The organism is Burkholderia anthinoferrum (assembly GCF_002925705.1).
GTDB lineage: Bacteria > Pseudomonadota > Gammaproteobacteria > Burkholderiales > Burkholderiaceae > Burkholderia > Burkholderia semiarida.
The window spans coordinates 1-12516 of the sequence record NZ_LFZP01000052.1 but is presented as its reverse complement, the minus strand read 5'-3'; the positions used below and the strand labels follow the sequence as shown (position 1 = coordinate 12516).

Annotated in this window: 11 protein-coding genes and 1 pseudogene; 6 read left to right on the top strand and 6 right to left on the bottom strand. The window is 66.2% G+C overall.

Annotation, left to right across the window (positions count from 1 at the left end; all coding sequences use genetic code 11):
* Positions 1–52 precede the first annotated feature (52 nt).
* From C5F75_RS22690 to C5F75_RS22675, 4 genes are all read right to left on the bottom strand, one after another.
* Positions 53–1786 carry an ABC transporter permease gene (locus tag C5F75_RS22690; protein WP_060009630.1) on the bottom strand — a complete coding sequence of 578 codons (1734 nt, stop codon included), beginning with the start codon at positions 1784–1786 and terminating at the stop codon, positions 53–55.
* A gap of 123 nt (positions 1787–1909) precedes the next feature.
* Complete coding sequence (locus tag C5F75_RS22685; RefSeq protein ID WP_104012879.1) at positions 1910–3292, bottom strand: nicotinate phosphoribosyltransferase; 1383 nt, start codon at positions 3290–3292, stop codon at positions 1910–1912.
* A gap of 210 nt (positions 3293–3502) precedes the next feature.
* A complete protein-coding gene (locus tag C5F75_RS22680) occupies positions 3503–3952 on the bottom strand; it encodes a CBS domain-containing protein (protein WP_104012769.1) in 450 nt (149 codons plus the stop codon).
* Between the two features lie 226 nt (positions 3953–4178).
* Positions 4179–4703, bottom strand: coding sequence for a hypothetical protein (locus tag C5F75_RS22675; RefSeq protein WP_258048582.1), 525 nt, complete (start codon positions 4701–4703; stop codon positions 4179–4181).
* Positions 4704–5027: 324 nt separating this feature from the next.
* On the opposite strand from C5F75_RS22675, the gene C5F75_RS22670 reads away from it, so the two are divergent.
* The 3 genes from C5F75_RS22670 (at position 5028) to phaZ (ending at position 7257) form a co-directional block, all read left to right on the top strand.
* On the top strand, positions 5028–5243 hold the full coding sequence (locus C5F75_RS22670) for a hypothetical protein (protein ID WP_046546545.1): 216 nt from the start codon (positions 5028–5030) through the stop codon (positions 5241–5243).
* Between the two features lie 243 nt (positions 5244–5486).
* The gene (locus C5F75_RS22665) at positions 5487–5915 is read left to right on the top strand and encodes a hypothetical protein (RefSeq protein ID WP_047852899.1); all 429 of its coding nucleotides are present in this window, start codon (positions 5487–5489) and stop codon (positions 5913–5915) included.
* Between the two features lie 127 nt (positions 5916–6042).
* Positions 6043–7257: a polyhydroxyalkanoate depolymerase gene (gene phaZ, locus C5F75_RS22660; RefSeq protein ID WP_104012768.1), complete on the top strand. Its 1215-nt coding sequence runs from the start codon at positions 6043–6045 to the stop codon at positions 7255–7257.
* A 79-nt stretch (positions 7258–7336) separates the two neighbouring features.
* On the opposite strand, the gene ppsA is transcribed toward phaZ, so the two are convergent.
* A complete protein-coding gene (gene ppsA, locus C5F75_RS22655; RefSeq protein ID WP_060009620.1) occupies positions 7337–9748 on the bottom strand; it encodes a phosphoenolpyruvate synthase in 2412 nt (803 codons plus the stop codon).
* A gap of 282 nt (positions 9749–10030) precedes the next feature.
* Between ppsA and C5F75_RS22650 the strand changes: the two genes are divergently transcribed.
* Positions 10031–10303, top strand: a complete 273-nt coding sequence (locus tag C5F75_RS22650) for a DUF4148 domain-containing protein (protein ID WP_146075222.1) — start codon at positions 10031–10033, stop codon at positions 10301–10303.
* Positions 10304–10359: 56 nt separating this feature from the next.
* Positions 10360–10764 (top strand): hypothetical protein, encoded by a 405-nt coding sequence (locus C5F75_RS22645; protein WP_104012767.1) that lies wholly within the window; start codon positions 10360–10362, stop codon positions 10762–10764.
* Positions 10765–11091: 327 nt separating this feature from the next.
* On the opposite strand, the gene C5F75_RS22640 is transcribed toward C5F75_RS22645, so the two are convergent.
* Positions 11092–11583, bottom strand: a complete 492-nt coding sequence (locus C5F75_RS22640) for a WYL domain-containing protein (protein ID WP_407641359.1) — start codon at positions 11581–11583, stop codon at positions 11092–11094.
* Between C5F75_RS22640 and C5F75_RS22635 the strand changes: the two are divergent.
* Positions 11507–12439: pseudogene (locus C5F75_RS22635) on the top strand (ISNCY family transposase); the annotation flags it as partial. The gene C5F75_RS22640 and the pseudogene C5F75_RS22635 overlap by 77 nt on opposite strands.
* Between the last annotated feature and the right edge of the window lie 77 nt (positions 12440–12516).

Here is a 12516-nt window from a genome sequence, read left to right as displayed (position 1 = left end):
TCACCGAGGTTCGACACGCCAGTCTCCTGCGGGTAAGGGATCGGGTTCCGGCTCAATCGAGCCTCGTTCTGCGTTCCGCGAACGCGTACATGGGGCGCCACACGAGCCGATTGGTCGCGATCACGAGCAACGACATGACGGCGACGCCGAGTGCGATGCGCGGATAGTCGCCGGCGTCGGTCATCCGCGCGATGTAGGCGCCCAGTCCGCCGGCATTCAGGCGCGTGCTGCCCCAGCTCACGGCTTCGGCGACGATGCTCGCGTTCCATGCGCCGCCGGACGAGGTGATCGCGCCCGTCACGAAGTACGGCAGGACGCCCGGCAGCATGACGCGACGCCACCAGGTCGCCGGCCGGACCCGGAAGCATGCGGCGGCTTCGCAGAGGTCGGCCGGGAACGCGCTCGCACCGGCGATCACGTTGAACAGCACATACCATTGCGCGCCCAGGATCATCAGCAGGCACAGCCAGATATCGGGCTCGAGACGGAAGCGCACGATCGCGAACACGGCGACCGGAAACAGCAGGTTGGCCGGAAATGCGGCGAGGAACTGCGTAACCGGCTGAACGCGTGCGGCGACGCGCGGCCGAAGGCCGATCGCGATACCGATCGGCACCCAGATCGCCGAGGCGATCACGACCAGCACCGTCACGCGGACGAACGTGAGCGCCCCCGCGCCGGCCACGACACGCAAGTCGGTCCAGGTCAGCGTCGCGCGGCCGAGCCGGAACAGCACGTACGCCGCATACGCGCCTCCCGCGGCACACAGCGCGAGCCAGAGCACATCGCCCGCATGGCGCGGCAATGCGATCCGGCCGCGCCACGGCCAGGCGCCCCCGTGCAGCCGCGCACGCGCCGCACGGCGCAACAGCATGCCAATCGGGGCAACCGCGCGCGCCATCCATCGCGATCGATGGAACAGGTCGAGCATCCAGCTGTGCGGCGCGACAGCGGGCGCGGCATCGCCGTAGCGGAATCGTTCCGACCACGCGACCAGCGGCCGGAACAGCAACTGGTCGTACAGGACGATCGCGATGCTCATCGCCACGATCGCCCAGCCGACCGCGGCCAGGTCGCGGTTCGCGATCGCCTGCGCGACGTAGGCGCCCACGCCGGGCAGGTCGACGTGCAGGCCGCCGACCGCGATCGCCTCGGACGCGACCACGAAGAACCAGCCGCCCGACATCGACATCATCGCGTTCCAGACGAGGCCGGGCATCGCGAACGGCACCTCGAGCCGCCAGAAGCGCTGCCATGCCGAAAGCCGGAAGCTGCAGCTCGCCTCGTCGAGATCGAGCGGCACCGTGCGCAGCGCCTGGTAGAAGCTGAACGTCATGTTCCACGCCTGGCTCGTGAAGATCGCGAAGATCGCCGCGCACTCGGCGCCAAGGATGCGCCCCGGAAACAACGACAGGAAAAACAGCACCGTAAAGGACAGGTAGCCGAGGATCGGCACCGACTGCAGCACGTCGAGTAACGGAATCAGCACGCGCTCGGCCGACCGGCTTCTGGCCGCCACGGTCGCGTAGACGAACGTGAAGACGATCGACGCGAGCAAGGCCGCGAACATGCGCGAGACCGTACGCAACGTATAGCCCGGCAGCGCCGCCGGAGACAGCGAGATGACCGGGGGATGCGCAACCGCGAGCGGGCCGGCCATCTGGTGCGCCGAAATACCGGCCAGCAGCAGGAGACCAGTGACGATCAGAATCGCCGCGAGATCCCGCCAGCCCGGCACGGGCAGCGTCCAGCGCCCGCCCCGCAATACCTCCGCATGGTGCTCCACGGTGCCCCTCCCCGCCGATGATCGGGGTTCATCTTCCGGGGCAGACGGGCGAGCCCGGTTGACCTGTGTCAACCGTCCTGCAGCAGCCGGCACGCGTCGCGCCGATCGCGCTGCGGGCCTCGCTCATGCTGCTTGCTGCCTCGCATGCGCGTGGGCGTCCGGCCCGCCGCCGCACTGCGCGACGCAGGCCGCCAGCGCCGGAGAAATCGCCGCCCGCAGCGGCATCACGGGCGCCAGCGCGTGCATGAGATCCGGCAGCGTGGACAATTCGCGCAGCGCATGCATGCGGCTCTCGTCGAGCGTCGGGGCCGGGAGGCGCGCACCCGAGACCATGACCGGCTGCAACAGCGGCCTGCCGTCGACGCGCTCGCCATCGAGACCGATGCAGTCGGCGGCAATCCGCCCATCCGGGCCGTATTGCCGGAACACCTGCTTGCGGCCCGGCAGCGTCGCCTTGCCTTCCGAGCGCTTGCAGCGCGCCCGGCCGGCATACTCGACCAGCTTGTACGCGCAATCAAGGCAAGGCGCATCCGCCGACGTGCTCATCTGCGTACCGATCCCGAAGCCGTCGATCGGTGCGTGCTCGCGGCCGAGCGCCTGCAGCCGGTGTTCGTCGAGATTGCCGCTCGCGAAGATCGTGGCGTCGGCGAGGCCGCCCCGGTCGAGGATCACGCGAACGTTGCGCGCATGCGCCGCAAGATCGCCGCTGTCGATCCGCACGCCCTTGATGCGGATCTGCTCGCGTGCGAGCCGTCGTGCCAGTTCGACCACCTTGTACGCCGCGCGCTCCGTGTCGTACGTATCGATCAGCAGCATCGCGTTGTCCGGCTGCGATCGCGCGAAGTGTTCGAACGCGAGCGTTTCGTCGTCGTGTGCCTGAACGTATGAATGCGCCATCGTGCCGTACGCGGGAATGCCGTAGCGCAAGCCGGCAAGCAGGGTCGCCGTCCCGGAAAATCCCGCCAGATAGCTGGCGCGCGCCGACAGCATCGCTGCCTCCGCGCCGTGCGCGCGCCGCAGGCCGAAGTCGACCAGCAGCCTGCCGTGGGCGGCCAGCGTGACGCGTGCAGCCTTGCTTGCGACGAGCGTTGCATAGTGGAGCAGGTTCATCACGCGGCTCTCGACGAACTGCGCCTCGCGAAACGGCGCCGTGATCCGCAGGATCGGCTCCTCGGCAAAGAACACCGTGCCCTCCGGCATCGCGTCGACCGTGCCCGTGAACCGGAGGTCGGCGAGCGATGCGAGGAAGTCCGAGCGAAGGCGCCGGGTTCCGGCCAGCCGTTCGAGCACGGCGGCCGGCATGCGCAGTCGCTCCAGGTAATCGAGCACGGGCGCGAGTCCCGCCGCCATCAGGAACGCGCGCGGCTCCGGCAGCGCCCGTACGAAGAATTCGAAGCTGGCCGTGTCGTTCATGCCGGCATCGAAGGCGGCCTGCAACATCGTCAGCTCATACCAATCCGTGAGCAACACGTCGCTCGCGTTCGCATCCTGCAAGAATCCGTTCATCATCCGTTCTCCCGCGCGGCACGCCGCATCGACGCCGGCGGCCCGGTCGGCACAGACCAGCATTGATTGCCGCCCGGCGCCCGAATTGAGCGAGATCAAGGGGCTGCGGCACGATCGCCGGAGTCTGTTCGCGCCCGCGCGGCGTTAACCGCGATCGACGGCACGTCCGCGGCACGACCGGCAGCGCAGGTGATCCGGTCGCGCGCCGCATCATCCACGCTGCTTCTCCTCGAAATACGGCTGACGCGCCGCCACGAGGCGCAATTCGTCGACCAGCGCAGCGGCCGCGCGCAGCAAATCGTCGAGCGACACGATGCCGACCAGCTCGCCGCCGTCGCCGACCACCGGCAGCCGGCGCACGCCATGCTGGCGCATCCGTTTCGCGAGCAGCCAGAGATCGTCATCGACGTTCGCGACCGCGACGGGCGCCGACATGACGTCGCCGACGAACAGTGATCCAGCCGGTGCATCGGGGCTCACCACGGCGAGCACGATGTCCCGGTCGGTCAGCATGCCGACAGGCTCGCACCGCCCTTCCCGTTCACGTACGACGACCAGGTCGCCGGCGTGGGCATCGCGCATCATCGCGGCCGCCTCGACGACGCGCGTCTGCGCGGAACACATCGCGACATCGCGGGTGCAAAGCATCTCGGCATTCATGTTCCCTCTCCCTGCCCGGGCGACGCGGATCGTTGGTCGACGCCGCCCGACGATTCACGCACCGGTCATTCGATCGACCCCATCGTGCATGGCATCGATCGATCCCGCCCGACCGCCCGCTCGACGTCCCTCGTCAGTTCGCCACCGTTTTTCATGGTCATGGACTGCTGCCCCATCCCATGACGACAACCGTAGATCCGGCAGCAGCGTCAGCGCTTGATACAGGTCAGCGTGGCGCATGCCGAGGCGTCGCGCTCGCGGTCCGGCCCGCCATCGTGAAATCGGCATGGCGACCGCGTCGCGGCCGGTCGCGCTCCGCGAGACGCGACACTATCTGCCGCCCCCGGTCCGACAGGCGCACGTGTGCGTCCGCGAGCGGCGCGGCATCCAGCCGGACGAGGCCCCGGTCCGCAAGACAATGAAGATCGGCAGGGTCGCCCTGCTGGCGTCGCGGTTCGCTGGCGAGCGCCATCAGGATCGCGATTTCGTGGGGACTTAACAGGTGGTCGCCGCCGGCGTCGACCGGACGATTCCTGTGCGGTGCAGCGGGCGGGACGTTCGGCGTCGGCTCGCCGGGCAGCATGATGATCTGAAGACTCGACGTGTGCGCGAACAGGGAAGGCATGATGGAGGCCCGTATCATAAACGTGAAGACGCAGACGGCACGGTGCATGTCGGCCCTCGATCGTGACCGGCACGCGCGAACCTCCATCATCGCGCTTGCCGCGCGAGCGGCCTTGATGCAGGTCATCAAGCACACGCACGCTCCCTCAACTACCCGCGATTCGTCTGACGCACCCTCCGGCGCCCCGGTTTGCGTGCCCGTCAGGAACCCGTCAAGTTGACCGTTTAGCCTTTCATCGCCCGATCGAAACATCGCGATACCGTACGCATCCTCACGCCGGCTTTTTCGGATTTTCGCTCACGCTCTCGTTACATCAACGAAGTACTCCGAATCACTGGATTTTCTCAGATGAAACGGACGTCGTGTCCGGCTTGAGTGAGCTTGAGTGAAATCAATGCGAAACGGACAGCGGGAATCCACCATGCATCACCATCCTGGAGGGGTCCGCACATGAACTGGTATTACGACGTCGAACGCGAACTCGCCCATATCGAAGGATCCATTCGCCTGCTCGAACAGACACGAGACTACTTCCAGACGAAGACATCGATCAACGATCCCGCGTACTGGCGCGCAAGACTGCACGCCGTCAGGGCGACGGCCGAGCAGGACAGGACGCTGTTGCGCCGAGCCGACGAGATCCTGGCGCTCCTCGAACGATTCTGATGTGTTCTCGCCGCCCGTTTGCATTCGCGCTGCGCAACGATCGGACGATTCGGGCGACATGAATCCGGAACGGGTGGCGCGCCTCGATCCATCCGTCGAAGCCCTCCCGGTCGGCGCGCTCGCTCGCAGGCGGATCGCCCCGCGCAACCGCGATTGACCTCCATCAACGTTCCATCGCGGCATCGCTCATAGATTGCAGGGAAGCACGCGGGACGATTCGCTCCGCGAAACCGGAAGCCGATCATGCCGAACGAAACCGAAGCACGCCACGCCTTGCTCATGCATCTCGGCAGCATCTTGCGAACGCTCAGTTGCGTGCTCGAATACGAGCCGGATGACAGGACGATCGACTCGCTGCTGGCGGCCCAGCCAATGCTCGCCGACGTGCCGCTGCTGAATCACGTGTTCGCGCACATGACCGTGCGCGAATTCACGCACGCGGTCCTCCACGCCTACTGCTTGTGGCCGCAGCGCCTGCTCGACAGCCCGCTCGACCGCGACGCACTCGCCGAGCCCGTGTGCGCGTGGCTGTTCGCGGGCAACCCGGGTGGCTGGGCGCGCTACGTCGCATCGCTCGGCGCCGCGATCCCATGGTTCGGCCAGGGCCTCGCACCGTCACCCGCATCCGGCGCGAGTGAAAAACGACGAGCTTGCGTCGAGCGGCGTCCATGACCTGCTCCGTGCTTGCGCCCAGGATCCGAAGATCAGCTTCCCGACGCTGATGCAGGTCAACCCGCCGCCGCGCAATCAGGCGACAGTAGACCTGTCCGAATTCCCGGCGGCTTCTCGCCGACGCGCCATGTGGTATGACCTGATCGAACGGCAACGGCAATGGTTGCGGACATGGGACGCGGCGACACGATTCGCGCGCGGTTTCTGGCCTGGTGCGGCGGCGGCAAGCTACGCCGATCTGCTGGAGCCCTTGCTCGACCTGCATGCCGGCGCGCCACGGTTCGCGATCGACGCGATCGCCCCGGACGGACGACCACTCGACGTCGACGAAACGATCGCCGCCCATACCCCTTTTTGCTCGCTGCGCCGTTTCACGCGCCCCCGTGCGCCGCGCGTGATCCTGCTTTGCGTGCCGCTGGCCGGCCATGCGGCCGTGATAATGCGCGAAACGGTCGAGACGCTGCTGGCCGATGGTGACGTGTGCGTCACCGACTGGATCGATGCGCGTGACGTGCCGCCTGACGCGGGTCGATTCGGCCTCGACGAATACGTGGCGATGCTCGACGGCTTCATCGATGCGCTGCTGGCCGACGCTCGGCCCGTGCACGTCGTCGCCGTCTGTCAGGCGACGGTTCCGTCGCTCGGCGCATTCGCGCTGCGCGCGCAACGCGGGGCCGCCCTGCCGGCGAGCCTGACGCTGATCGGCGGTCCGCTCGATGCCCGGATCAATCCGAGCGCGCTCGGGATCGCAGCCAGCTCGCATTCGCTCGCATGGTGCCGCTCCACGTTGATCGACACGGTGCCGCCCGGCTATGCCGGACACGGGCGGCAGGTTTTTCCGGCCTACCTGCAGCGCGCCGAGATCTCGATCGCGTACCCACAACGCTACATGACGCTGCTCGATCGCTACCGACGCGCGGTGACGTGCGGCGATGCCGGCACACTCGCGCAAGCACGCCGGGCCCTGCGCGAATACCTGACGCTCCTCGACATGCCCGCCGAGTACTTCCTCGACACGGTCGACATCGTGTTCCAGCGCGCCTGCCTCGCAACCGGCACCTGGGACGTTTGCGGCCAGCGTGTCGATCCCGCCGCGCTGCGCGCCGTCGTGCTCACGACCGTCGAAGGCCGGCGCGATGCGGTCACCGGTGCCGGACAGACCCATGCCGCACTGGCCATGTGCAGCGGCCTCGCGGCGGATGCGCGACAGCGCGTCGACATCGACGATTGCGATCACTACGGGCTGTTCACGGACGAGCACTGGCGCACCGACGTTCATCCCGCCCTGCAGGCCGCATTTGCCCGGGCCGAAAGCGGCCGGCGGCACACGTGCGCGGCGTGACGCCGGCATCCGGTCGATGCGGACACGATCACACGGTCCGGCGCTCCGGCGGCCCGGGGCGCCGCCGCGGCCAACCCGCTCATGCCTTCGGCGGGCCCGCGTCGCGCGCCGCCTGTTCCGCGGCCGCCACGCGACGCTTGACCGCAATGAAGCTGTCGGGGCTGACCGACACCGAGTCGATGCCGCAGGCGACGAGGAAATCGGCGAATTCCGGATGATCGCTCGGCGCCTGGCCGCAGAGGCCCACCTTTGCGCCCACGTCGTGCGCGGACGCAATCACGCGGGCAATCATCCACTTCACCGCGTCGTTCCGTTCGTCGAACAGGCCGGCCAGCTCGGCCGAGTCGCGGTCGACCCCGAGCGTGAGCTGGGTCAGGTCGTTGCTGCCGATCGAAAACCCGTCGAAGCGCTGCGCGAACGCGCTCGCCAGAATGACGTTCGACGGGATCTCGCACATCACGTAGATCTGCAGACCGTTATCGCCGCGCTTCAGGCCGTTCGCGGCCAGCACCTCGAGCACGCGGTCCGCTTCGTCGGTCGTGCGGCAGAACGGGATCATCACGATCACGTTCCTGAAGCCCATGTCGTTGCGCAGCCGTGCGATCGCCCGGCACTCGAGTGCAAACCCGTCGCGATAGCGCGGCGAGTAGTAGCGTGACGCGCCGCGAAATCCTAGCATCGGATTTTCTTCCTGCGGTTCGAACTGTGCGCCGCCGACGAGATGCGCATATTCGTTCGTCTTGAAGTCGCTCATGCGGACGATGACCGGCGCGGGATGGCAGACCGCCGCGATCCGTGCAAGGCCGCGCGCGAGCCGGTCGACGAAATATTCCGCCGGATCGTCGTAACCCGACGTCAGCGCCGCGATGGTGTGCTTCACCCGCTCGTCCTGCAATGCATCGTAGCGGGCCAACGCCATCGGGTGCACCTTGATGTGGTTGCCGATCACGAACTCCATGCGCGCGAGCCCGATGCCGTCCGCCGGCAAGCGCCACCACCTGAAGGCGGCGGCAGGATTCGCGAGGTTCAGCATGACCTGCGTGCGGGTGGCCGGCAGGTCGGCCAGGTCGATCGCCTCCACATCGTATTGCGCGATGCCTTCGTAGACGAAGCCGGCCCCGCCCTCCGCGCACGACACGGTGACTTCCTGCTGGTCGTGCAGCAGGTGCGTCGCGTTGCCGGTGCCGACGATCGCCGGCAATCCCAGCTCGCGGCTCACGATCGCGGCATGCGACGTGCGGCCGCCGTGATCGGTGATGATTGCCGCAGCGCGACGCATGACCGGCAGCCAGTCCGGATCCGTCGTGTGCGTCACGAGCACCGCGCCATCGACGAAGCGCGCCATGTCACGCGGGCTGTCGATCACGCACACGCCGCCGGCCGCGACGGCCTCCCCGACGCTGACGCCGGTCAGCAGCTTGCGGCCCGTCTCGCCGAGCCGGTAGGTCTTCACGGCGCCGGCTTCACGCCGGGACTGCACCGTTTCCGGGCGCGCCTGCACGACGAACAGTTCGCCGCTCACGCCATCCTTCGCCCACTCGATGTCCATCGGCTGGCCGTAATGCGCCTCGATCGCACAGGCCCAGTGCGCGAGCGCCAGGATGTCGCGATCCGCCAGTACGAACGCGGCGCGCTCGGCTTTCGACGTCGGCACGTTGCGGGTCGGCGCATCCTCGTCGCGTGCATAGATCAGCTTGTGCGCCTTGCCGCCGAGCGTCTTGCCGATGACGGGGCTGCATGCGGCGTCGCCGAGCAAGGGCTTGAACACTTCATATTCGTCGGGATCGACGGTGCCCTGCACCACGTTCTCGCCCAGCCCCCACGCGGCGCTGATCAGCACCACCTTGTCGAAGCCGGTTTCCGTGTCGAGCGAGAACATCACGCCGGCTGCGCCGACATCGGAACGTACCATCCGCTGCACGCCGATCGACAGCGCGACACGCAGATGATCGAAGCCCTTTTCTTCCCGGTACGCAATCGCGCGGTCGGTGAACAGCGACGCGTAGCACCGCCGGCACGCAGCGAGCAACGCGCGCTCGCCGCGCACGTTCAGGTAGGTTTCCTGCTGCCCCGCGAAGCTCGCGTCGGGCAGATCCTCGGCGGTTGCGCTCGAACGCACGGCGACATCGACGTCGGCGCGGCCGGACTGGCTGCACAGCTGCCGATACGCGTCCCGGATCGCGCCGGCGATGTCGTCGGGCCAGTCGCCATGGAGGATCGCCCGCCGGATCGCCGCGCCGGCATCGGCGAGCGCCAGCTTCCGGGCGGCGAATGCGTCGAGCGTGCTGCCAATGACCTGGCGCAATCCGTTCGCATCGATGAACCGCCAGTACGCATCCGCGGTCGACGCGAAGCCGGGCGGTACGCTCACGCCCTGTGCAGACAGGTTGCCGATCAGTTCGCCGAGTGATGCGTTCTTTCCGCCGACGCGCGCCACGTCGCCGCGACGCAAGTCGCCGAACCAGACAATCGAAGCTATCCCGTGATCCATGACGCGTCCTCCGGTGATCGCAGCCGGGCCGCGCACGGCAGGCGCAGGAAGCCGGCATTTCCCGGCGCGGGCGCGCCGGACACGCTCATCCTGGCGCCGTGCCGCGCAGGCACCCGTGACCTGCATCAAGAATGCGGGGTGGCGCAGACGATGCGCTTGTCCGGCCCGCGATTTGTCTGCGTTTGACGTTCGTCAACGGATCACGCCGCTCGTCTCGTACGCTCGGGATCGAAACCGTATCGATCGCGCCACGCCAACGACAAGAGTCCGGACATGGATTGCATGCGTTTCGCCAGATCGTCTGCGTTGGGAGCCGCCATCGCGTGGGCCGGCTTCGTCGCACCGATTCATGCGCAGGAACCGGAATCGCCGGCCGCGGACATGCCGTCGCCGGCTGTCGCGGCGCCATCGGAACACGATTCGCCTGCTCCCGCATCGGTCCCGCGCGGCGACGGCGCCGGCAAGTCGCGCGCGCAGGTCAGGCGAGAGCTCGAACAGGCCGAAAGGGTGGGCGAAATCAAGCGCATCGACCGCTTCTTCGGCAGCGGCAGCTGATCGCCGTCGCACCGGCACCGGCCATGCACTGCGCTTTTCGAAAGGGACCATCGCCGATGCGGGTCAGTCCGGGCATTGCACGCGTCGTTGCGATCGCGGTGATGCTGGCTTGCGCCGTCGCGTCGGAACGGTTTGCAGGGCATTGCTATTACGCGCTTGTCCTTCTGCATTCCGCCTATGAAGCGGGAACCAGCAGCGTGCGCTCATGGATAACGCTCGGCTATGTGGCCGCGACGTACTCCGTGCCGAAAGCGGGCCTGACGCAGCGCATTGGCTTTGCGGCCGTCACCGCCCTGGTCACGCGGTTAAGAGCCCTAGCCGAACTCATCTTCATTGATGGAAGTCATCGAGTTTTTGTGGTCACTCACACCTCTCGATTCAGCATTCAGCAACCCATTGATTCAAAAGAATATTTATATAGGGTCGCAGCTGAGGCCGGTTACAGGCCTAGGTACCCATAACCGCAAAAATGCGCCGAAATCAAAGCCCCCCGTAGAGTTAAAGCAGTTAGCGTGTATCGAGAAAAGCTTAGGACAGTTGTCTGTCCAAACACCTCCCGCACCGGAAACTCGAGAGTCGCTGACGGCCCACACGCCCTCGAAAAAATCACCCCGATTCCGCCAACACACTATTGATGTCAATCTTCCCTCCCTCCTTCCTTACAGCCCCACGTCACGTTGTTCCACCACATCTACAAGGAGCTCACTTCACGGCTGACGATATTGTCTGTCCAGAGGACGCGCAGGTGTTTCCAATCTTGCGAGCAACTCGCCAGAGCAGGCCTACATCTATTCGCTTGTTCGTGGCTTCCGAAACCCTTCAATCGCGGTATGATTTTTGAGTGAAATCTGCTGAACTTCCGGGCGCCTGCCGTCGCCGTCGTCCAACCCAAGCTGTTTGAGAGTGTAGAAAAGGAGTGATTGTCTGCAACTCAGGTCAACTTGGCCGTCTTCCATGCCATAGTCAAGTTCAACAACGCGCCGACGCTGCTCGCTAAGGTCAGGATTAGCAACAATTTCTAACGTGACAACTGTATTCCATTCGCGATCGTCCTCCTGGCCAAGGCCAGGCTGCTCCGTGGCCTCGACGCGCAGAATGCGTGCGATCACAAAATCAAGGAATAGCTCCCGGATATGGCAATACGCTCGCACGTGCCAACGGAAGCCGTCGAAGGCAATCGCATGAGGCGTAATAACTCTACTGATCGCTTCGGGACACCGATCGAAGCCCGGCAACCGTCGTCTCGACCCGGGAGCCGCTGATCGTGCGCTGTCGATCATCCGCGATCGCTACGCCGATTTCGGGCCGACGCTGGCCTGCGAGAAGCTGTACGAATGCCACGGCATTCGGCTGGCCAAGGAGACGGTCAGGAAGCTGATGACGGACGCTGGGCTCTGGATTCCGCGCCGACAACGGCCGCCGAAGGTCTACCAGCCGCGCGCGCGTCGGGCGTGTCTGGGCGAACTGATCCAGATCGACGGCAGCGACCATCGGTGGTTCGAGGAACGGGCGCCGGCCTGCACACTGCTGGTGTATGTGGACGACGCGACGAGCCGGTTGATGATGCTGCACTTCACGCAGACCGAATCGACCTTCAGCTACTTCGAAGCGACGCGAGCGTACATCGAGCGGCACGGCAAACCTGGGGCGTTCTATAGCGACAAGGCCAGCGTGTTCCGCAACGTGACGCCAGGCAAGACCGGTAACCGCGTGACACCGTTCGGCCGGGCTATGTACGAACTGAACATCGACACGTTCTGCGCGAACAGCAGCTCGGCCAAGGGGCGCGTGGAGCGAGCGCACCTGACGTTGCAGGATCGATTGGTTAAGGAGATGCGATTGCGCGGGATCAACACGATGGCCGACGCCAACGCTTACGCGCCCTCCTTCATGGCCGCCCACAACACGCGCTTCGCGAAGCCGCCAAAGAGCGACTTCAATGCGCACCGGCCGTTGCGGGCCGACGAGAGTCTGGACCGGGCGCTGACGTGGCGCGAGCCGCGGAAAGTGACGAAGTCGCTCACGGTTCAGTACGACCGGGTGATGTATTTGCTGGACGACACGCCGGAGAATCGGAAGCTGATCGATCGAACGATCGAGGTGTGGGAGTACCCGGATGGGCGGATCGAAATCCGGGGAGGTATCCGGAATTTAGTGTGTGAGGCGGGTTGAGATTCAGACTCCAATGTTGAATCGTTCTGGGTAAAGCAGTG

What these genes read in the sequence shown, in the direction of transcription:
- C5F75_RS22680 (WP_104012769.1), bottom strand. Translation starts at nt 3,952, where the DNA reads ATGAATGCCGAGATGCTTTGCACCCGCGATGTCGCGATGTGTTCCGCG.
- C5F75_RS22685 (WP_104012879.1), bottom strand. Translation starts at nt 3,292, where the DNA reads ATGAACGGATTCTTGCAGGATGCGAACGCGAGCGACGTGTTGCTCACG.
- C5F75_RS22670 (WP_046546545.1), top strand. Translation starts at nt 5,028, where the DNA reads ATGAACTGGTATTACGACGTCGAACGCGAACTCGCCCATATCGAAGGA.
- C5F75_RS22665 (WP_047852899.1), top strand. Translation starts at nt 5,487, where the DNA reads ATGCCGAACGAAACCGAAGCACGCCACGCCTTGCTCATGCATCTCGGC.
- C5F75_RS22640 (WP_407641359.1), bottom strand. Translation starts at nt 11,583, where the DNA reads ATGATCGACAGCGCACGATCAGCGGCTCCCGGGTCGAGACGACGGTTG.
- ppsA (WP_060009620.1), bottom strand. Translation starts at nt 9,748, where the DNA reads ATGGATCACGGGATAGCTTCGATTGTCTGGTTCGGCGACTTGCGTCGC.
- phaZ (WP_104012768.1), top strand. Translation starts at nt 6,043, where the DNA reads ATGTGGTATGACCTGATCGAACGGCAACGGCAATGGTTGCGGACATGG.
- C5F75_RS22645 (WP_104012767.1), top strand. Translation starts at nt 10,360, where the DNA reads ATGCGGGTCAGTCCGGGCATTGCACGCGTCGTTGCGATCGCGGTGATG.
- C5F75_RS22650 (WP_146075222.1), top strand. Translation starts at nt 10,031, where the DNA reads ATGCGTTTCGCCAGATCGTCTGCGTTGGGAGCCGCCATCGCGTGGGCC.
- C5F75_RS22675 (WP_258048582.1), bottom strand. Translation starts at nt 4,703, where the DNA reads ATGACCTGCATCAAGGCCGCTCGCGCGGCAAGCGCGATGATGGAGGTT.